The sequence below is a fragment of the Clostridium pasteurianum genome (genome assembly GCF_001705235.1).
GTDB classification, from domain to species: Bacteria; Bacillota; Clostridia; order Clostridiales; family Clostridiaceae; genus Clostridium_S; species Clostridium_S pasteurianum_A.
The window spans coordinates 1,205,459-1,225,562 of record NZ_MCGV01000001.1 but is presented as its reverse complement, the minus strand read 5'-3'; the positions used below and the strand labels follow the sequence as shown (position 1 = coordinate 1,225,562).

The following is a 20,104-nucleotide window of genomic DNA, read 5'->3' as shown; positions in this document are numbered from 1 at the left end:
GTTTACAGATGCATAACATATATCTTACATTTTTCTTAATTTTTTTGGAAAGGTTATTTTAAAAGCTGTCTTTTTATAAGGAAGACTTTCTACCTCTATTTTTCCATTATGTCTTTCTACAAGTTTTTTTACTATGGTTAGGCCTATGCCATTGCCTTTTAAATTACTATTTCGGGATTCTTCACCAGTGTACAGCCTTTCAAAAATATAAGGTAAGTCTTCTTTTTTAATTCCTTTACCTTTATCCCATATCTCTATTGTTACGTTGTCTCTGTTTTCTTTTAAATTTATTCCAATAACTTTTCCGCTGCTGCCGTATTTTAAGCTATTGCTTATTATATTTTGAAGTATTCTATTTATTGACTTTTCGTCTGCATCAATGTATAATTTTTTTTCTGGAATTTCAATTATAGGAGTTATTTCTCTAGCATCAAAGTCCTTTAAAAAAGAAAGAAGGCACTGCCTTGTAATTTCGGCTATATCTATTTTTTTAACTTCAAATTTTATATCATCGGAGTCTATTTTTGAAAGGCTAAAGAACTCATCGATTAATCTTCTCAAAACTTCACCTTTGGTTTCAATAACATCAAGATATTCCTTTTTCTCATTTGAACTTAGAGATTTATCAGTTTGAAGCATTTCAACATAACCGAGCATTGAAGTAAGAGGAGTTCTAAGGTCATGTGATATATTTGATATCATTTTTTTTCTATTATCCTCGTACTGCTTGTTTACAGACACAATTTCTTGAAACTTATCAATAAGACGATTTAAATTTATAATTAGATTTTTGACCGATTTATTGTAGTCGTGAAATTTTATTCTTTCGTTAAAGTTTCCAATTATTATTTCCGTTAAAGAATTTGAAATTTTATTTATTTTAATATTTTGAAATACAATTATTGCAGTTAGAATGAAGATAATAACAATTAAAAAAGAGTACATCATTGTAGTTTACCTAGCCTATAACCTATTCCCCATACGGTTTCAATATATTTGGAGGTAGAGTTATCATCTTCTATTTTATTTCTGAGACGCTTTATATGTACCATTACTGTATTGTCATCACCCATGTATTCTTCTCCCCATACGGAGCTGAAAATTTGAGCTTTAGTGAATACTTTGTTTGGATTTTCAAAAAGTAATTTTAGTATTTCAAATTCTTTTGGTCTAAGATCTATAGTCTTATCGTTTTTAATTAAAGTGTAGTTTTCTAAATTTAATTTTAAATTACCATGTTCAAGAATGGAAGCTTTTTCATTACTATCATTTGAATCATAGTACATAAATCTTCTAAGTTGAGCTTTTACTCTTGCAATAAGTTCAGCTACAGAAAAAGGTTTTACTAGATAATCATCAGCACCAAGGCCAAGTCCTATAATTTTATCGCTTTCTTCAGCTTTTGCAGATAAAATTAAAATAGGGATAGTACTTTTTTGACGTATCCTTCGAAGTATTTCAGTGCCGTTAATTTTAGGAAGCATCAAATCAAGTATAATGAGCTTAAAATCATCGTTGTGCCAAACATTTAAAGCTTCTTCACCATCAAAAGCATTTTTTATATCAAAGCCTTCTTTTGAAAGGGCTTTACTAATCATAGTATTTATAGCTTCATCATCCTCAATTATAAGTATTTTTGGATTTCGCATTAAAATCACCTCTTAAAAATTATTTTACCATATACTGATGAAATTAAATGATTTTTGTATTTGTAATATACTAATTGTTTAAAAAAGCCATCAAAAATGTTATAATACATAATATAAGTTATCATAATACGAAACACATATTCATAATACGGAACAAACTTATAATACAAGGAGGGCAGAATGTATTTTAATGTGCTCAACTGTGTTTAATGCGTTTTTGATTTAAGAAAACGTTGTAATATCAATATTAATAGGGGAAGGAAGAATAAAAAATGATTGTTGATAAATTAGAAAATGCAAATTTATATATGGATATTAATGGTGGATTTGAGAAGGCCTTTAAGTTTTTAAAGGATAATGATTTAGAAAAACTTGAAGACGGAAAATATGAGATTGATTCTGATAAAGTTTTCGCTTCGGTACAAACGTATGTTACTAAAGATGAAAAGGATAAAAAGTTTGAATCTCATAAAAATTACATAGATATTCAATATATCGTTAAAGGAAAAGAATTTATGGGATGGATACCATTGGATAAATTAAATATCAAAGGAGCATATTCAAAAGAAAAAGATATAGCTTTTTATAATGATTGTAAATTTTATTCAAAAATAAATGTAGAGGATAAAAGTTATTGTATATTTTTCCCTACAGATGCTCATAAGCCAGGCTGTACTTTTGACAAGCCTACAGAGATAAAAAAGGTGGTTATAAAAGTTAAAGTGAAGTAAAAATATTTTAAAACGTTAAATAAAACTCATAAGACTAAGCCCCAAATAATTAAAATACTAAGAAATTTTAATAACTCGCTGGAAAAAAGCTCAGACAAATTAAAATTACTAAGTCTTTTAATTATTTGGGACAAAGTCTTATTGGGTTTCATTTAAATCGTTTCTAAAATATTTTTACTTCACTTTATGGGGAAAAGCAAGGAAGATTTTCTTTCGCTGCGCTACTGAAAATTTGAAATAAAGGCTTATATAAGGTTAAGATTTAAATAATTAAAATACTAAGAAATTTTAATAACTTGCCCGAAAAAAGCTCAGACAAATTCTAATTTGTAGAGAATATAAATGGGTAGTAAGCGGTTAACATGATTTGTTCATTAGTGTTAAGTTATATGTTTTATTAACACTCTTGATGTTGCCTGTGGTTCTACAGCATTTCAAAATTTCGTATGTACGGAGAAATTTTTTTCCCTTAAGCCAACTGTTTTGTGAAACAAAAATGTTGCAGGATGGTTTAAATAAAGGTCAATAAATCTTGAAGGCTAATTATTAAAAGAGGCTGTCGCACTAAAAAATTAGTGCGACAGTTTTTTGATATTGAACTTTTTATCACTTGGACTTTAATTGTAATTTTATCCATTTTAGAGCTGAATTGGTAATACTTGGACTCTGATAACCATGAGGATCTTTTGAATATGTCATAAATGTATTTTTTACGCCTGCATGTGTGAGTGCTAAACTAAATTTTAAACTTTCTTTAATTGGTACTAGAGTATCATTACCACCATGTGCAATAAATGTTGGTGGGTCATCTGAAGTAACATTGTTTATAGGACTTCCTAATTCAGCTAATTTTACTTTTGACCAATATGGTGAACTAGTGTCGTTTTTGTCACGTAGTTGTCTAAGAACACCTACACCTTGTCCCGATTTGTCAAAGCCAAGAAGTTTAGATTCAGCAGCATCCGGCGAATCATGCATTTTAGCTGCGTCAGCAGGTGATTGAATAGAGGGATCCATTTCAGGTCCCATTGAAAGTAAATCAGTTGGACCGAAGAAATCAACACATGCTATTACTTTGCTGGAAAAATTAAGATTTCCGCCTACGTCACCTTCAAGCTCTTTTACACCACCACTTGTAGCCAATAATGCAGCCAAATGTCCTCCAGCAGATTCTCCACAGACTGCTATTCTATTTGGATCAATACCATATTTTTTGGCATTAGCACGTAGATATCTAATACTTCCTTTAACATCATATATTTGAGCGGGAAAAGCAGCTTCTGTACTTAAACGATAGTCTACAGATACAAATGTTATTCCATCTTTGACTACACTTTTAAAACTACTGTATTCTGAAGGAGATTTATGTTTATTAAGGCTTTTAGTAGCTTTAGCAGCAAGTTTTGTATTTACATTAACTTCACATTTATAATCACCCATAGCCCAAGCACCACCGTGAATGTATACAAGAACAGGGGTGTTCTTAGATGATTTGTTTTGTTTGAAAATATTCATTCGTAATTTTTTAGTTTTTCCATCATCATTTTTTACGGTGGCAAAAACTACATCTTTGTAAGTAGGTGAAGTAGAATCTGTTCTAGAATTAGTATGTGCAGCTGTTTGAATATTTTGTGAACATGCCGTCAACGAGAATACAAAAATAGAGCATATGGCTAATATAGACATAATATGTTTGTGTTTGAATTTTTGTTTCATTAATTTTTCCTCCCTAATTAAAAAATATATATGTAATAAAAAACATGTCAGTATATACATGTTTTTATTAATAATCATATTATATTTTTTAAAGTAAAATGTCAACTAAGTTAACATATTACATTGTTTCATTCTTATGATATAATTGTAAATAAAATGTTAAAAATCAGCTGCTTGGAAGCTCTCAATGTTAATTGAAAAGTTAACAATATGTAAAAAAACACAAAAATAATTTGGCATAATAATGTTATTAAGATAAATAATTACTTTAAATAAAAAAAACATATTATCTTATTGAGGAGGTAAACTCTATGATTAAAGAAATACTTGTAACTAATGCGTTTGAAAAAGAAATTCAACCTGATGGAAGCAAAGTGGATATTATTGATTCTTATGTTGGATGCCAGCTACAATGCCCTTATTGTTTTCAAATGAATGATATAAATTGGAGTAAGGATATAATTGTAAGAAAGAATATTGCAGATATTTTAAAGGATCAACTAAAGAAGAAAGGCAGTGGTGACGTATATATAGGCAGTTTAAGTGATCCATATATGCCATTAGAAGATGAATATCACCTTACTAGAAAATGTATTCATGTATTGAGTTCTTCTGATATGAATGTTTATATTACAACAAAATCAGATAACGAATTAATTCTACGTGATTTGGATTTGTTAAAAAGTTTTAAAAATCCAGTTACCATATTACTTGGGTTATCTAACTTAAATCAGGCAGATAGAGGTGCTGATAATGCAAATATTAAAGTAGCAAATGAATTGAAGAAGGAAGGTATTGATGTATGGGCATTTATTACCCCAATTCTTCCGTATGTTATGAATATTGATGAAATGATTAATGCATTGGATACAAATATCCCTATTTATCTTGATAAATTAAGAGTAATGACAAAAGGTAATCAGGATAAGAAAATTTACAATTGGATTAATAAAAAGTATCCACAGTATGCTAAAGAATATGAAAAAATATTATATGAGACAGATGAATCATATTATAAAAAAATTATAGAAAAATATCGTATGGATGACCGTATAACCTTCATGTTTGATTTATGGGAAAGATAAATGCCAGATAGATAGTATGGAATGTTCTATACGATGAAATATAAACAAAGTTATTAACGTGATATAAATATCCCGCATATGATAAGAGTGCTTTTGTATGGTTAAGAAGGATAGTGGCCAAAGCCCAAACCTCCCATATGATAATACTTTTATTTTTTATATATAAAAAAAACGCTAAAGATTTGGTATAATAACCATATGTAGATAAATATTAATTTATGGGGGACTGTATTGTATGGAAATGATAGATATTTATGACGAACTAGGTCAAAAATCTGGTAAGATCGAGGAAAAAAACGAGGCTCATAAAAAAGGACTTATTCATAAAGGCGTTTGTGTATGGATTATTAATTCTAATGATGAGATACTACTACAAACTCGAAATAATCAAGTTATGTTCCCCAATATGATGGATATCTCGTTTTCAGGGCATATCCAAGCCGGTGAAACATCTTTAGAAGCAGCTATAAGAGAAGGGAAAGAAGAACTTGGCATTGATTTAGAAATAGATAAACTCCAGTATCTCTTTTCGTGTCGAGAGTATGGGGAGGTTGATGGATATATTGAAAATGAAATAGATGATGTGTTCCTTTATAGAAAGGATATTCTTTTAGAGGAGTATTCTTTCTGCGATAATGAGGTGAAAGAGGTATCGTATGTTTCACTTGAGAAATTCAAGACAATGGTAGAAACACATTCCACTATGCTTATGCCATACAAAACACATTATATTTTTTTACTAACAGTCTTAGGTAGGTGGTAAATTTAGTCTATTATATGGATTTGATTTCGTACTTACCGGGACAAACTCCAATTTAAGATTGGAAAACATAAATTGTAATTTGTAGATGAGATTTAATAAAAACAAGATTTAGTTAGAAGCAGAACTAATATAATAAAAAATACAAGTAATGGAGAGATTAGTCAATGAGTAAATTTAAAGGTGGAGATATGATAGTTGGACTAACTAATTTGCCGCATTATGAAGTAACTAATAAAAATATTAAGTTAAAAAGAGCTTTTCCTGGAGATAAAGAGGAGATATTAAACTTTGTCCATGAAAATTTTCAAACAAATTGGACTTATGAGGTTGAGCAATCCTTGATGCAGAGTCCTGGAAAATGCTTTATTGCAACAGAAAAAGGGAAATTATTGGGATTTGCATGTTATGATGCTTCAGCAAAAGGATTTTTTGGACCAATAGGTGTTCTTACTTCAGAGAGAGGTAAAAATATAGGTACTTTATTATTATTACGGACATTAGAATCTATGAGGGAATATGGATATGGATATGCTATTATAGGATGGGTTAGTGAAGCAGAGCAGTTTTATAGAAAAACTGTTTCAGCAGAATACATAAAAAATGGTGAACCGGAAAACAGTGTTTATTCAAATTTAATTTTTATGAAATAAATTTGAATTATTATTTTATGTTTACAAATTCTAATTTGTAGAGGATATAAATGGGTAGAAAGCTGTTAATATGATTTATTCCTTGGTATTAAGTTACATGTTTTATTAATACTTTTGACGCTGCTTGTGATTCTTTATTTAAACCGTTTCCAAAATTCTATTACCTCACTTTATGGGGAAAAGCAAGGAGAATTTTATTTTTAGATATGGTTAAAAAACACGAAAGGAATTTGGTATAATAATGATATGTAGATAAATATCAATTTTAAGATGAGAAATTATTTTATGATAACTAATACCTTTGATGACAAAACAGAAGCTATAATTAGTCCTAAAAGCTTTTGTAAAAAAAGGAAAAAGGAAGGATGTATTGCAGTAGATATGAAGGATAAAATAGCAGAAAGTATTAATATATTGGGGAGGTTCTGTGGAAAAAGAGATATCTCTGTATTGACTAAAAATGAATTAAAAGTAAAATATGGCTTGGAACAAGTTGATGTTATGGTTCTTTTTGGTGGAAGTATTTTGATTGGTGGAGATGTTTTGGCAGAAGCAATGAAAAATAGAATTGCTAGGAAATATGTTATTGTTGGCGGAGCAGGACATACAACAGAAACTTTACTAGTGAAAATGCATAATGAATTTCCAGAAATTGAAACCAATGGACTGCCAGAAGCAAAGGCGTTTGCAGCATATTTGAAGTACAAATATAATTTAGAGCCAGATTTATTGGAATGTAAATCTACAAATTGTGGTAACAATATAACATATTTATTAGACTTGTTAAAAGAAAATAATATATCTTTTAAAAGCATTATTCTTTCTCAGGATGCAACTATGCAACATCGCATGGAGGCAGGACTTAGAAAATATATTTCTCAAGATAATGTAATAATCAATTATGCGGTTTATGATGTAGATGTTGTTGTAAGAGATAATGAATTAGAGTTCAAACATCATATTCTGGGAATGTGGAATATTGAAAAGTATATTACACTATTGATGGGTGAGATTCCACGACTTTCAGATGATGACGAAGGATATGGACCCAACGGTAAAAATTATATTGCTCATGTAGAAATACCAATTGAGGTTAGTAATGCGTTTATGGAATTAAAGAAAGTTTATGGCTCTTCTATTCGTAAAGCAAATCCACTTTATGCATCATAATGACAAATCCCAATTTGTAGAGGATATAAGTGTGTAGTGAGCGACTAATGTGGATTTGTTTCTTGGTATTAAGTTATATATTTTTATTATTAATATTGACACTCCTTAAAACCACGGTTTTGTGAAACAATAATGTTGCAGGACGGTTTAAATAAAGGTCAATAAATCTTGGAGGCTAATTGTTAAAAGACTTAGAAATTTCAATTGTCTGAGTGTCCAGCGAGTTATTGAAACTTCTTAGGCTTTTAACAATTAGCCTCTTAGATTTATGACCTTTATTTAAACCGTCCTGAAATATTATTGTTTCACACCATTATTTCTTTGCAGTAACAGTTACCCATGCATCATTATATAGTTTTCTTGCATTTCCTAAGTCTATGAATATCTCTGAATTTTTTAGCGAACTTTCATCAGGGTATGAAGCCTTATTGTTTTTAACCTTGTCAGTTAATATGTTAAAGGTTTTTTTGTTTGGAGTTCCGTAACCTATATAGTCTACATTTTTCTTATTTACCTTTGCATCAAGTAGGTAGTTTAAGAATTTTTCAGCTGCTTCTTTATTTTTTGCATTTTTAGGTATTACCCAGCTGTCAAACCATATATTAGTTCCTTCTTTAGGTATTACGTATTCGTATTTATTTGGATTTTCGTTCATAAGTACAGCTGCATCACCGGAATAAATAACTCCAATTGGCTTTTCTCCGTTTCTCATATCATCTTTTATTTCATCGCCAACATACACTGGATTTATTTCTTCTTTCTGCTTTATGAGTTCATTAGCAGCTTTGTTAATCTCAGAAGCATTTTTAGAGTTCATTGAATATCCAAGTCTTTTAAGGGATATGCCAAGAGAATTTCTCATATCATCTGACATATAGACCTTGCCTTTATACTTAGCATCCCATAAGTCGTTCCAGCTGTCTATTTTATCTTTAATTTGAGTTTTATCATATATAATACCTATAGTTCCCCACATATATGGAACTGAATATTTATTGCTTGGATCATAACTCAAATTTTTATATTTACTATCTATATTGGAGTAATTAGATAAATTTTTAAAATCAATTGGCTGAACTAATTTCTCTTTTATCATTCTGTCTATCATGTAATCTGAAGGACATATGAGATCATAAGTACTGGTTCCTGATTTGACTTTTTCGTACATTTCTTCATTTGTTGAGAAAGTCTCATAATTTACCTTTATGCCTGTTTTGGCTGTAAAATCTTTAATTATATCCTTGTCTATATACTCTCCCCAGTTAAAAACATTTAGTGTAGTTTTATTGGTACCTGGCTTGAAACTGCAGGCAGTTAAAGCAGAGGCAGTTATGAAGATTAAAATTGATAAGGATATAAGTTTTTTTATATTTTTCATTTATTTATTTTCCTCCTTTGATATAATACTTTTTCTGTTTGCAAGGAATAGAAGAATAAGGATGGTTACAAACATTAAGGTTGATAATGCATTTATTTCAGGTGTTATTCCTCGTCTTGCCATAGAGTATATTTCTATTGAAAGATTTGTAACGTCATTTCCGGTGTTGAAGAAGCTTATTACAAAATCATCTATTGACATAGTAAATGCAAATAAAAAGCCTGCAAATATACCGGATTTTATTTGAGGAAGTACTATTTTTCTCATTGCGTACCTAGGGGTTGCTCCAAGGTCTAAAGCAGCTTTTACAATATCTGGTGGAAGCTGTGTTAGTTTTGGAAGGACCGACAGTATTACGTATGGAGTAGAAAATACAATATGAGCGATTATAAGTGTTACTAGTCCAAAAGGTACATTGAAAAATATAAATAAAGTCATTAATGATACTGCCATTACTATATCAGGATTTAAAACTGGTATATTATTTATATTGAGTATGGTTTTCTTCGGCACATGAGACAGTTTACTTATTCCGATGGCACTTATAGTCCCGAGAATTGTGGATATTATGGAAGATATTACGGCTACAAGTATTGTATAGTAAAGAGCAGTTAAGATTCTATCGTCCTGAAGCAGTGCATGGTACCAGGTTAATGAAAAATGACCCCAGTGTGATGAAAATTTCTCCGAATTAAAAGAGAAAACCATGAGAAATACTATGGGCGCATATAAAAATATATAGATTAAAGTTAAATAAAATCTTTTTAGACATTTCTCTACCATATACGTCCACCACCATTCAAATCATTTTTACTATCAAATTTTGAAAGTACAGCCATTGAAATAAGTATTATTATCATCATTAGTATTGATATAGCTGATCCGAAATACCAATCACCAACAGTTGTAAATTGAGATTCTATTAGATTACCAATAAGCATAAATTGTCCGCCACCTAAAAGCTTTGATATTACAAAGGTAGAAACGGCAGGCATAAAAACCATAGTAACTCCTGACATTACACCAGGTATGCTTAAGGGAAAAACAACTCTTTTAAAAATAATGAATTTATTTGCTCCAAGGTCTGAAGCTGCTTTTATTACATCCTTGTCTATTTTTATGAGGATTGTATATATTGGTATTATCATAAAAGGAAGAAAATTATAAACCATTCCAAGTATGACAGCAGCATCAGTGTATAGTATATCTAAAGATTTAAAGCCTAATAGGGAAAATATAGTATTTATAATTCCGTTTCTCCCGAGTATAGACATCCAGGCATAAGTTCTGAGCAAAAAGTTCATCCACATTGGGATTATGAGGAGCATCATAAGTATACTTCTCATTTTTAAGCTGGATTTTGAGAGAATATATGCTGCAGGATAACCTAATATAAAGCATATTACAGTTGAAATAAGTGCTAGTTTAATTGAGTTAAAGAATACGAGCATGTAAAGCGGATTAAATAATTTTTGATAATTTGCTAAAGTAAAATCACCATTATTGTTTGTAAGGCTGAAATATATTATAAGAAAAATAGGTACAACTATGAAGATTATGCTCCAAATAAAATAAGGGTATGCAGAAATAGAGCCTTTATTTCGTTTCATTATCTTGAGCCTTTCGCATTATGTGTATATCATCAGGAAAAATATTTATACCTATAATGTCTCCTGGTGACGCATGTTTTGTATTATGAATTATCCATGTTGTGCCATTTATTTCAACCTTAATTTCGTAGTGAACTCCTCTAAATATTGAGGAAATTACTGTTCCATAAAGCATACCTTCATATTTATTTGTTATTTTTATGTCTTCTGGTCTTACTACAACCTCAATGTTTTCATCTTTATTAAATCCAGCATCCACACATTCAAAGATTTTATTTTCAAATTTAACTTTGTAATCGCTCAACATAATTCCATTTAAAATATTACTTACACCAATGAAGTTAGCCACAAATCTATTTTTAGGTTCGTTATATATATCTTCAGGAGTTCCAATTTGCTGCACTTTGCCTTTATTTAAAACTACAATAGTATCGGACATAGTGAGGGCTTCCTCCTGATCATGGGTTACAAAAATGAAGGTTATGCCAAGTTTTTGTTGCATATTTTTTAGTTCAATCTGCATTTCTTTTCTAAGTTTTAAATCAAGAGCACCAAGTGGTTCATCAAGTAGAAGAAGTTTTGGTTCATTTACAAGAGCCCTTGCAATTGCAACTCTTTGCTGCTGACCACCGCTTAAGGAACTAGTTGACCTCTTTTCAAAGCCTTCAAGATCAACCATTTTAAGTATATCTTGAATTTTTTTGCGAATATCATTTTCTGAAAGCTTTTTGATTCTGAGACCAAAAGCAATATTTTCGTACACATTCATATGTGAAAAAAGAGCATATTTTTGAAACACAGTATTTATCTGCCTCTTGTGAGGAGGTACAATATTTATATTACTGTCTTCAAATATTATATTTCCTTCGTCTGGGGTTTCAAAACCAGCAATCATATTTAAAGTTGTTGTTTTACCGCATCCACTTGGACCTAAAAGAGTAAGAAATTCATTTCGCCTGACGAATAGATTTAAATCTTTAATTACATAATTGTCGTCATATTTTTTTGAAATGTTTTTAAGTTCAATAAGTATGTCCTTTTCCATAGTTAATATTTAACACCTCTTTTACAAATGTTAGAAGGATGGGGGTGTGCTTACCCATATAATTTTAGCTGGCTTTTTTCCAGCATTTAAAATTTGATGATTAGCATTTGGTTTAAAATAAAAACTTTCACCGCTTTTTATTTTAAATTTTTTACTTCCAAGTTTGAGAAATATACTTCCTTTTAAAACATATCCAAATTCTTCTCCTTCATGAGGTTCATCTTCAAGATAATTGCCATTTTCGTAAAGGGTTAGTAAAACAGGTTCCATAGAATCCTTTTGAGAATTTGAAACAAGCCACATGAGATTGTAATTTAGTTCTTCATCAGAGGTTTCGCACATGTCATCCTTTTTAAATACTATTTTTTCCTGACTATCCTCGTTAAAAAAATCCGGTAAATTTGTTCCTAAAGCATCGAGGATATCAGTTAAGGTTGCTATTGAAGGTGAAGTTAGGTTTCTCTCTATTTGAGATATAAAGCCCTTCGATAACTCGCAGCGATTAGCAAGTTCTTCTTGAGTTAATTGTCTTTCAATCCTGAGCCTTTTTATTTTTTCTCCGATATCCATAAATCACCTATATAAAATATAATAATTTTTTTTATAGGGAAACCAATTCAACTATTAAGTTATAAATGTACCATAATATTTTGGTGCTAGCATTTTGGAACATGCATAATTTAAGTTTTACATTGGTTTCACTTTAATAGTATATGTAAACTTAAAGTTTATATATACTAAACTCGACAATAAATAATTATACAGGAATTTTTGAATAAATCAATAAGTATTTGTAAAAAAACAAGTAATTATTGCAGTAAATAGTTAATTTTGAGCTACTGCAAGGAAAATAATATTAAATACCAAGTATTATTACGTTTTATTAGAAAAATTTAAGTTGTGCAAAAACTAAGTCCTCAAGGTTAGAATAAGCAATAAGGAAAAAATTTATTAAATATAAATATTTTTTAGATCCTTTTTTAAAATTGAAGTAATGCTGTGGAATATTAATTAAATGGGATTTAAAGTAAAAAAAGTAATATATTCAACAAGATACACTTTAATACAAGAAATGAAAATGTAAATACCATGTAATATAATTTAATTAGAGGGCAAAAAGTAATATACATTTTATAAATCTTTATAACTATTTGCTCATAAATAAATATAAAGAGGTGCATGTTATGAAAAGGAACAGTTTTGTTGCAATTTGCTTATCTATAATTTTTATGTTCTTTACAACTTTATTTGGTAATACGATTAATGTTAAGGCTTATACTGCTGGTACTCAAAACAGTTATTATGGAGCAGAATATACCGAAACTACAATAAATGACTTTCAGGGCGTAGCAGATTATATACATCAATATGGATGCCTCCCAGATAATTATATTACAAAGGAAGAAGCAGAAGATTTAGGATGGCAACCTGGCAAAGATTTATGGGATTATGCTTATGGTAAAAGTATAGGAGGAGACATATTTACTAATTCTGAAAGAGCTCTTCCAAGTAGAAGAGGAAGAGTGTGGCATGAATGTGATATAAATTATTTTGGTGGACATAGAGGCGCAGACAGGATAATATATTCTAATGATGGACTAATTTATGGTACATCAGATCATTATCAAACATTTACACGTTATTATTAAATTCAAAGGTGATGCTTATGAGGAAAGTAATAATTGACGGCAAAAATTTAAAAGATAAGAAATCACTTCATTTAATATTAAAGGAAAAGCTAGATTTACCTGAATACTATGGTGAAAACTTAGATGCACTTTGGGATTGCTTAACAGGGGATATTGCAATACCACTGAATATAGTATGGGAAAATTTTAATGAGAGTAAAAATTATTTAGGAGAGTATGCTGATATGACAGCTGAAGTTCTATTAAAGGCTGAGAGATATTTTCATGGTAAACTGAAGATAGAGATTAATTTATAAACAGTTAATAAATTATATATAGTACGTTAATAATTAAGTAGTATTATGACTATAAGCTAATAATTAATGAATTAAGTATAAGCAAAGCAGTTGGATTACCCCCCAAGTATTATCCAACTGTTTTTTGCTTTGCTAGGAATATTATTTTATGTTCCTTTGTATAAATTATATATAAAGTTAAAGTGGGGGTATGAAGTGTGCAGAATATTAAGCTGCTAAGTAAAATATCGGATGGACTTACGGAGTGTTGCAAAAGGGGAAAAATAATCAAGGTAAGTAAGATGTCTGTCATTGTTAATAAAGAAAGTGATGTTACTCAAGACAATCTTTCTAGTTATCTTAAAGATAATAACAATAAATTAATAGATGCTGGTACAGAAATAAAAATTGAAATAGGAGATTTGCCTGATGAAGTGGCAATTATAAAAAACATCGAAGGCGATAAAGAAGAATAGGTTTATAATATTTAGTTTCAATTATAATAAAAAAGGCGTTTTAAACGCCTTTTTTTATTAAATATTTATCATAAACTTTTAAGTGTGATATCTCTGGGCAATCTTCAAATTCCTTAGGAATCGCAAAAACATCTAAATCTTCAGGTAATAAAGCTGATATAAAAAACATTAAACCTACTATTAAAAATATAGACATATTAACCAACTCCTTTCAATTACTATTATACATAAATGCAAGAAAAAAATCATTATATTTTCAAAATAAATTTAAAAATGCAAGAATAACAATAAAGTAATGAAAGTGGTTAGAAAAATGCAAATTTCAGCTATGAAATATTTAATTAAACTAAGTATAAATAGGATATTTTTATCAATGTTTTATTTGTAAACAAGTAGCAAATAAAGGATGACATTTTAAAACCATAGTAATTTTAAAATATCATCCTTTGTTTCCTACAAATCGCGTTATTTAATATTGATCCTTTGGATTTAGATACACTAATTCTAGGAAATATGCTAAGTCCACTTTTCTGCCCATTTTTGAATTTCATCCATGGATTTTTCCAAGTCTTTACCTTTTTCAGTTAGTTCATATTCTATTCTGACTGGTGTCTCAGCATATACTTTGCGTGCTATAATTCCTTCCTTTTCTAATTCCTTGAAACGTTCAGTAAGCATACGGGCACTTAAATTTGGTATGATTTCTTGAATATCGGAAAATCTTTTTGCGCCTTTTAAAAGAGAACGTATAATAAGCCCATTCCACCTTTTTCCAAGCAGTTTAAAGGCAGCTTCGAAATGAGGGCATAATTTGATGTTATTCATTTAATCATCTCCTAAACTTATTTTATCATACTTACTTGACAAAAGTAAGCAGGTTATTATATTATAGTTACATAAAGTAAGTCGGTAATCAAATATTACTATACAAGGAGGAAAAAAATGATTATGATAGATTTTAAAAAGCTTGTTGAAGAAAGGCGTTCTGCAAATAATTTTATAGAAGGGATCGAAATACCTAAAAGTGATTTTATTGAAATATTTGAGTTAGTGAAGCTAGTACCATCATGCTTTAATATACAACATACTAATTACTTCGTTGTAACAGACAAAGATAAAAAGGAAGAACTTAGAAAGGCAGCATTTAATCAATATAAAGTGCATACGGCTTCTGCAGCCATTTTAGTATTAGGAGATAAAGAAGCTTATAAAAATGCCAATAAATTATATTCTGGTATGGTTGATTTAAAGATGATTTCACAGTTCGATTATGAAAAAATTTTAAATGATATAAAAAATCTTTATGAGGGACGTGGAGAGGAGTTTAAACATGATGAAGCAATAAGGAATTCTTCAATTTCAGCAATGATGTTTATGCTTGCAGCTAAGTATAAGGGATGGGATACATGCCCTATGATAGGCTTTGATGCTAAAAAAATGCATGAAGTATTTAATATACCTGAAAGATATGAGATATCAATGCTTATAACAATGGGAAAAGAAGACACTAAAAATAAGAGACTTAGAGGATATAGAAAACCGATTGGCGAATTTGTAAAATTTAATGATTTCCAATAAACTTATAACTGCCTCCATTTCCACTAGAGTGGAAAATGGAGGCAGTTATAAGTTTAAAAGGTTTTTGTAGTGGAACGGAGAAAAAGTTACCATCATTTTTAATTCTTAATTATTTTTTAAGCTCCTAAGCTTTCTTTATCCATATCTGATACAGAAGTTAATGTATCAGTATTGACACTAGGAACTTTTACGACTTTTTTGCCCAATACAAATCCAATTGCAATCCATCCTAAAACTATATAAGGAAAAATATTTCCTGGGAATTCAGGAACTGGATAAATGTTAGAATATAGTACGTATACTAATGGTAAAATTGATACCGCAGGAATTATTATACTTGAATTTTTTATTTCTTTAGTGTGTTTAAAGAAAACTATTGCACCTACACTAGTAAATAAATATGAAACTATTATAGCTAGGGAACCTATAGTTGCTAAATAGTTAAAAGCATCAATTCCGTTTATTTTGTACAATGGAATTTGAATCAAAACAGCCGGAATTAATATTGCTGCAATTCCTACATATGGAGTATCATATTTTTTATGAACATTTGAAAGACCCTTGTGAAGCATTCCGTCTCTACTCATTGAAAATAATATTCTAGCACCAGCACATACGGATCCTAAAGAACATGAAAAACAAGAAAGTGAAGCGGAGAAAAGTAAAAACATTCCGAAAATTTTTGAAATATATTTACCTGATAAATCTGTTAAAGGTAATGAAGAAGCTGTTAATGCCTTTAAACCTTTTGCATCAACACCAAAGCCGATAACCTGACTGTAGCTTACTACAATATAGAATAATCCAGAAACAAATACAGCGCTCATTATTGCAAGTGGGATAAGTTTCTTAGGGTTTTTAGTCTCTTCTCCAAGACTTGATGCACTTTCAAATCCTATGAATGATAAAAATGCAAAGACTGATGTACTTGCTAGTGCGGAAAAATTAGTACCATTGGTTTTAAAAGGAATAGCACTTAGACCTTTGGTTGAACCAACCTTTATTAAAATAACTATAGATAAAATTGAAATCAATAAAATTGATAAACCTTCCATAGTAAGCATTATTCTTGTACTTATTTTTGCATCAGATATTCCAAGTATTAGAATACCAATTGAAGCTATTAAAGCAAGAGGAAGCCATGGAGCTTGAATACCCCAAAAATCTTTTAGTAGACTACTGAAAAAAGATCCAAATTCTGCAGAGCATCCTGCTGCTAAAGTTAAATAGGCTAATACTAATGTCCAACCAGTTATAAAACCGGCTCTCTTTCCTAAAGCTTTTCCGGCGAAGGTATATAGTGAACCAGCACTCGAAAAATAGTGGTTAAATTTTATGATTGAGAAAGATACAAGACCTACAACAACAGTTGATACAAGAAATATTAGAGGTACTGAAAAAGAAGCACTTCCTGCCATGAGTGAAACATTTATAGACATTGCAGCAGTTGGAGCTATAATTGCAACAGATAAAGCAATAGTTTCGATTATACTTAAATTGTCTTTTTTTAAATTTGATTTCGCCATTCTAATTACCCCCTATGTATAATTACAATTTTTCAATTTTTTTATAATGGATGTGATTGCATTTTAATACAATTTAAAATAGATAAAAAACACACTAAGTTTATAATAAAATATTAATTTAATCTCTATACAAATATTAAATTATTAAAAATCTTATATATAATTTAACACATTTTCAAAAAAGATAATATGTCCAAAATGAACAAAAATTATTAAATAGTTTGTACGCAGGACAAATTTTTGCGAAATACACAAAAAAGCATAGCATTTTAATACTGATTTGCAATTCCAAAAGCAAATCAGTAATACCTACGCAATAGAATTATATATATTGGATTATTGTATATTAAGGATAAGATTATTGTATTTTTAGTACAAAATATAATTTTGAGAAAGGTGCATATGAAATTATAGAAATTTTTATATTGTATAGACTTTACTTGTATGTAAGTATAAAACATTATGATTGGATTAAAGAGTGACAAAAGGTAATTAACATTGATTTGTAACATTAAAAAAATTCTATAAATCTTATAATAACTGGGGGTTGGGGCAAGGTACAATTATTCTTCTATAATAATATGTTATAGTATTTTTCGTAGAGAATCGGAGAAAAATTTACCTTGCTTTTATTTTAAGCGAAGTAATAGTATTTTGGGAACGGTTTAAATAAAATTCAATAAGTCTTGTTCCAAATTATAAAAAGACTTAGAAATTTTAATTTGTTTGAGCATTTTTTCAGCGAGTTATTAAAATTTCTTAGTATTTTTATAATTCGGAGCTTAGACTTATGATTTTTATTTAATGTTTCAAAATACTATTACTTCGCAATATTTTAATTATTATATAAATTTTTTATTTGTACCTGATGTCTGAAAAGTTGTTTGAAAATTTCGTCCTTAGTTTTAGGAAGCAAATCTGAATATACAAAATCATAATATGAAATTCCACCTGAAGTAAAATTTTTACTTAATCTGCCGGCTATGTCTATTACAGTACCATCATCAAAAAATATTTTAAAAGTTTCAGCTCCATTATTGCTGTTATAGTAATGTAATGTATTTTGAGGAAGATAAAATGTAAGCATATTTCCACCGATTTTACATATTTGTACATCATACATTTTGAAATTACTCAATTTTAGTTGACCTTTTAATTCCCAAAGTATGTTAAATGAATCTTCATAGACTACATATTCACAGTCTGAAATAAATACTTCATTTTCAGTAACATAGGATACAATTGCCTTATATTCAATAAATTCATTTGTACTTCGGCTTATATATATACTGCTGTTTTGTATTTCGCTTACATCAATATCATATGAAAAATTAAACTTATCTGTTTTGAATAAATATCCTGAATTGTACCGTATAAGAATGCCTTCTAGTGAGTACATTCTTTTAACTGTACTAAGAGTAAGATTTGCCCATGTTATAGAGTTTAAAGGCACATTTGCCATAGGTTTTAAGTGATTAGCTAATATTTCAAGCATACCATCAGTCATTCTAGGATCAAAGTTGAGGCCTTTACATCTTATGAGCTCCGAAATCACATAATTTATATTTTTAGGTTTTTTATAGGCCCTTGGTGATAGCATTGCATCTACTGAATCTGCAACTTTAATTATTCTACTAATTAATGGAATTTGATCCCCTCTTAGTTTACAAGGATAACCGGTTCCGTCGTAATTTTCATGATGATATTTTACAAATCTAGCTATGTCATCAAGTCCAGTTATGTTTTTTATTAAATTATAACTGTAGATACTGTGCTTTTTTATTATTTCATATTCGTTATCAGTTAGATGAGCTTTTTTGGTTAATAGATGTTCTGGCATGTAAATCTTCCCTACATCATGTAGTATGCCAGATAAGTAGGTTTTCTTTACAAGAGTTTCTGATAAACCAAGTTTTATTGCTAGTTCCTTTGCAAAATTAGCTACATGATATGGATGAAGAAGCATAAAAGGGTCTTTTTCTCTTGTCATTTCAGAAAATGTATTTATAATGCTGAAAATAGAATGCCTTTTTTCAAGTAATAGATGAGCTGTTCTGTATGCTGTATTAATTGCTTTAATTATATTCATTGTGTTTGAATTATGTAGTTTATTAAGGTCAGAGGCTTTGTCTGACACAATTATTTTAGATAAATAAATTGAACCGATGATATCATCGTTATATTCGTTAAACAGTGGTATATACATTTCTGATTTTGCTTCGGGAACTAGTGTTTCATATGATGAATTATCTTTGCTGTATAATAAAATTTCTTTTTTTTGTATTAGTAAGTTTACTATAGGATTTTCCAATTTACTTATCCTTTTTATAACTGATTTGTTTAAATTCTTATATCTATTCTTCTGTTTGATGAGTAAATTTCGTGAATATAGAAAATTTTTGTGGCAAGAAAAGTTTATAATTCCCACAATATGATAGTCTAGTAAGGAACATAACTTCTTTAAGTTTCTAGTTATTTCTTCATAAACGGATGATTCGCTTATTGTAGCCTCATAAAATTGAATCAAATTTATCACTCCTTTCTAGGGGTAAGTTCTTCATTTAACAAAGTTAAATTTAAGTGTACATATATAATTATACATATTTTATAAATAAAAGAAAGATTAACCTTAAATTTTAATTAAATTATTAGAAAATTAAAATTTTATTTAATACTAATACATAATATTACCATAGGAAAGAAAATGTTAAAGAAATCATAAAGAAAACACATAGACTGAATAGATCAAATTAATATTAAAATATCAATACTATAAATATGATAAAGTTTATTTAACAGACTT

General features: G+C 29.2%; 21 protein-coding genes. 9 read left to right on the top strand and 12 right to left on the bottom strand.

Translation table 11 applies throughout. The features are described from left to right. Positions 1-24 precede the first annotated feature (24 nt). Complete coding sequence (locus BEE63_RS05425) at positions 25-948, bottom strand: sensor histidine kinase (RefSeq protein WP_081312473.1); 924 nt, start codon at positions 946-948, stop codon at positions 25-27. Continuing rightward, positions 945-1,649 carry a response regulator transcription factor gene (locus BEE63_RS05420; RefSeq protein ID WP_066020407.1) on the bottom strand — a complete coding sequence of 235 codons (705 nt, stop codon included), beginning with the start codon at positions 1,647-1,649 and terminating at the stop codon, positions 945-947. Before BEE63_RS05420 ends, BEE63_RS05425 begins: the two co-directional genes overlap by 4 nt. A 272-nt stretch (positions 1,650-1,921) precedes the next feature. Here BEE63_RS05420 and BEE63_RS05415 point away from each other — a divergent pair, with 272 nt between their 5' ends. Further along, entirely contained in the window at positions 1,922-2,380 is a 459-nt protein-coding gene (locus BEE63_RS05415; protein WP_066020406.1) for a YhcH/YjgK/YiaL family protein, read from the top strand. A 606-nt stretch (positions 2,381-2,986) separates the two neighbouring features. Here BEE63_RS05415 and BEE63_RS05410 read toward each other — a convergent pair. Beyond that, positions 2,987-4,096, bottom strand: a complete 1,110-nt coding sequence (locus tag BEE63_RS05410) for an alpha/beta hydrolase (RefSeq protein WP_066020405.1) — start codon at positions 4,094-4,096, stop codon at positions 2,987-2,989. A gap of 311 nt (positions 4,097-4,407) precedes the next feature. Here BEE63_RS05410 and BEE63_RS05405 point away from each other — a divergent pair, with 311 nt between their 5' ends. The 4 genes from BEE63_RS05405 (at position 4,408) to BEE63_RS05390 (ending at position 7,764) form a co-directional block, all read left to right on the top strand. Further along, the gene (locus BEE63_RS05405) at positions 4,408-5,181 is read left to right on the top strand and encodes an SPL family radical SAM protein (protein WP_066020404.1); all 774 of its coding nucleotides are present in this window, start codon (positions 4,408-4,410) and stop codon (positions 5,179-5,181) included. 235 nt (positions 5,182-5,416) lie between these two features. Continuing rightward, positions 5,417-5,944, top strand: coding sequence for an NUDIX hydrolase (locus tag BEE63_RS05400; RefSeq protein ID WP_066020403.1), 528 nt, complete (start codon positions 5,417-5,419; stop codon positions 5,942-5,944). Positions 5,945-6,108: 164 nt separating this feature from the next. Continuing rightward, positions 6,109-6,594 carry a GNAT family N-acetyltransferase gene (locus BEE63_RS05395; RefSeq protein ID WP_066020402.1) on the top strand — a complete coding sequence of 162 codons (486 nt, stop codon included), beginning with the start codon at positions 6,109-6,111 and terminating at the stop codon, positions 6,592-6,594. Between the two features lie 381 nt (positions 6,595-6,975). After that, positions 6,976-7,764: a hypothetical protein gene (locus BEE63_RS05390; RefSeq protein WP_066023171.1), complete on the top strand. Its 789-nt coding sequence runs from the start codon at positions 6,976-6,978 to the stop codon at positions 7,762-7,764. A 313-nt stretch (positions 7,765-8,077) separates the two neighbouring features. On the opposite strand, the gene BEE63_RS05385 is transcribed toward BEE63_RS05390, so the two are convergent. The 5 genes from BEE63_RS05385 to BEE63_RS05365 are packed head-to-tail and all read right to left on the bottom strand — an operon-like array spanning position 8,078 to position 12,367. Beyond that, positions 8,078-9,142 carry an ABC transporter substrate-binding protein gene (locus BEE63_RS05385; RefSeq protein WP_066020401.1) on the bottom strand — a complete coding sequence of 355 codons (1,065 nt, stop codon included), beginning with the start codon at positions 9,140-9,142 and terminating at the stop codon, positions 8,078-8,080. Next, entirely contained in the window at positions 9,143-9,925 is a 783-nt protein-coding gene (locus BEE63_RS05380) for an ABC transporter permease (RefSeq protein WP_066020400.1), read from the bottom strand. Further along, on the bottom strand, positions 9,919-10,752 hold the full coding sequence (locus BEE63_RS05375) for an ABC transporter permease (protein WP_066020399.1): 834 nt from the start codon (positions 10,750-10,752) through the stop codon (positions 9,919-9,921). Before BEE63_RS05375 ends, BEE63_RS05380 begins: the two co-directional genes overlap by 7 nt. Continuing rightward, on the bottom strand, positions 10,739-11,797 hold the full coding sequence (potA, locus tag BEE63_RS05370; protein ID WP_066020398.1) for a spermidine/putrescine ABC transporter ATP-binding protein: 1,059 nt from the start codon (positions 11,795-11,797) through the stop codon (positions 10,739-10,741). Before potA ends, BEE63_RS05375 begins: the two co-directional genes overlap by 14 nt. A 30-nt stretch (positions 11,798-11,827) precedes the next feature. Next, positions 11,828-12,367 carry a helix-turn-helix domain-containing protein gene (locus tag BEE63_RS05365; RefSeq protein ID WP_066020397.1) on the bottom strand — a complete coding sequence of 180 codons (540 nt, stop codon included), beginning with the start codon at positions 12,365-12,367 and terminating at the stop codon, positions 11,828-11,830. Between the two features lie 614 nt (positions 12,368-12,981). On the opposite strand from BEE63_RS05365, the gene BEE63_RS05360 reads away from it, so the two are divergent. The 3 genes from BEE63_RS05360 (at position 12,982) to BEE63_RS05350 (ending at position 14,197) form a co-directional block, all read left to right on the top strand. Beyond that, entirely contained in the window at positions 12,982-13,446 is a 465-nt protein-coding gene (locus tag BEE63_RS05360; protein ID WP_066020396.1) for a ribonuclease, read from the top strand. A 17-nt stretch (positions 13,447-13,463) separates the two neighbouring features. Further along, positions 13,464-13,742, top strand: coding sequence for a barstar family protein (locus BEE63_RS05355; protein WP_066020395.1), 279 nt, complete (start codon positions 13,464-13,466; stop codon positions 13,740-13,742). A gap of 197 nt (positions 13,743-13,939) precedes the next feature. Next, on the top strand, positions 13,940-14,197 hold the full coding sequence (locus BEE63_RS05350; RefSeq protein ID WP_066020394.1) for a hypothetical protein: 258 nt from the start codon (positions 13,940-13,942) through the stop codon (positions 14,195-14,197). Positions 14,198-14,237: 40 nt separating this feature from the next. On the opposite strand, the gene BEE63_RS05345 is transcribed toward BEE63_RS05350, so the two are convergent. Together BEE63_RS05345 and BEE63_RS05340 are read right to left on the bottom strand one after the other, a co-directional pair. Continuing rightward, a complete protein-coding gene (locus tag BEE63_RS05345) occupies positions 14,238-14,393 on the bottom strand; it encodes an endoglucanase (protein WP_066020393.1) in 156 nt (51 codons plus the stop codon). A gap of 320 nt (positions 14,394-14,713) precedes the next feature. Continuing rightward, entirely contained in the window at positions 14,714-15,022 is a 309-nt protein-coding gene (locus BEE63_RS05340; protein ID WP_066020392.1) for a winged helix-turn-helix transcriptional regulator, read from the bottom strand. 123 nt (positions 15,023-15,145) lie between these two features. Here BEE63_RS05340 and BEE63_RS05335 point away from each other — a divergent pair, with 123 nt between their 5' ends. Further along, positions 15,146-15,775: a nitroreductase family protein gene (locus BEE63_RS05335; RefSeq protein ID WP_066023170.1), complete on the top strand. Its 630-nt coding sequence runs from the start codon at positions 15,146-15,148 to the stop codon at positions 15,773-15,775. 116 nt (positions 15,776-15,891) lie between these two features. Here BEE63_RS05335 and BEE63_RS05330 read toward each other — a convergent pair whose 3' ends face one another. Next, on the bottom strand, positions 15,892-17,301 hold the full coding sequence (locus BEE63_RS05330) for an APC family permease (protein ID WP_066020391.1): 1,410 nt from the start codon (positions 17,299-17,301) through the stop codon (positions 15,892-15,894). A gap of 835 nt (positions 17,302-18,136) precedes the next feature. Further along, on the bottom strand, positions 18,137-19,837 hold the full coding sequence (locus BEE63_RS05325; RefSeq protein WP_431732475.1) for an HD-GYP domain-containing protein: 1,701 nt from the start codon (positions 19,835-19,837) through the stop codon (positions 18,137-18,139). Positions 19,838-20,104: the final 267 nt, after the last annotated feature.

Bases quoted from the DNA above. Each gene is read 5' to 3' on its own strand.
- BEE63_RS05425 (WP_081312473.1), bottom strand. From the start codon at position 948: ATGATGTACTCTTTTTTAATTGTTATTATCTTCATTCTAACTGCAATA.
- BEE63_RS05420 (WP_066020407.1), bottom strand. From the start codon at position 1,649: ATGCGAAATCCAAAAATACTTATAATTGAGGATGATGAAGCTATAAAT.
- BEE63_RS05415 (WP_066020406.1), top strand. From the start codon at position 1,922: ATGATTGTTGATAAATTAGAAAATGCAAATTTATATATGGATATTAAT.
- BEE63_RS05410 (WP_066020405.1), bottom strand. From the start codon at position 4,096: ATGAAACAAAAATTCAAACACAAACATATTATGTCTATATTAGCCATA.
- BEE63_RS05405 (WP_066020404.1), top strand. From the start codon at position 4,408: ATGATTAAAGAAATACTTGTAACTAATGCGTTTGAAAAAGAAATTCAA.
- BEE63_RS05400 (WP_066020403.1), top strand. From the start codon at position 5,417: ATGGAAATGATAGATATTTATGACGAACTAGGTCAAAAATCTGGTAAG.
- BEE63_RS05395 (WP_066020402.1), top strand. From the start codon at position 6,109: ATGAGTAAATTTAAAGGTGGAGATATGATAGTTGGACTAACTAATTTG.
- BEE63_RS05390 (WP_066023171.1), top strand. From the start codon at position 6,976: ATGAAGGATAAAATAGCAGAAAGTATTAATATATTGGGGAGGTTCTGT.
- BEE63_RS05385 (WP_066020401.1), bottom strand. From the start codon at position 9,142: ATGAAAAATATAAAAAAACTTATATCCTTATCAATTTTAATCTTCATA.
- BEE63_RS05380 (WP_066020400.1), bottom strand. From the start codon at position 9,925: ATGGTAGAGAAATGTCTAAAAAGATTTTATTTAACTTTAATCTATATA.
- BEE63_RS05375 (WP_066020399.1), bottom strand. From the start codon at position 10,752: ATGAAACGAAATAAAGGCTCTATTTCTGCATACCCTTATTTTATTTGG.
- potA (WP_066020398.1), bottom strand. From the start codon at position 11,797: ATGGAAAAGGACATACTTATTGAACTTAAAAACATTTCAAAAAAATAT.
- BEE63_RS05365 (WP_066020397.1), bottom strand. From the start codon at position 12,367: ATGGATATCGGAGAAAAAATAAAAAGGCTCAGGATTGAAAGACAATTA.
- BEE63_RS05360 (WP_066020396.1), top strand. From the start codon at position 12,982: ATGAAAAGGAACAGTTTTGTTGCAATTTGCTTATCTATAATTTTTATG.
- BEE63_RS05355 (WP_066020395.1), top strand. From the start codon at position 13,464: ATGAGGAAAGTAATAATTGACGGCAAAAATTTAAAAGATAAGAAATCA.
- BEE63_RS05345 (WP_066020393.1), bottom strand. From the start codon at position 14,393: ATGTCTATATTTTTAATAGTAGGTTTAATGTTTTTTATATCAGCTTTA.
- BEE63_RS05340 (WP_066020392.1), bottom strand. From the start codon at position 15,022: ATGAATAACATCAAATTATGCCCTCATTTCGAAGCTGCCTTTAAACTG.
- BEE63_RS05335 (WP_066023170.1), top strand. From the start codon at position 15,146: ATGATAGATTTTAAAAAGCTTGTTGAAGAAAGGCGTTCTGCAAATAAT.
- BEE63_RS05330 (WP_066020391.1), bottom strand. From the start codon at position 17,301: ATGGCGAAATCAAATTTAAAAAAAGACAATTTAAGTATAATCGAAACT.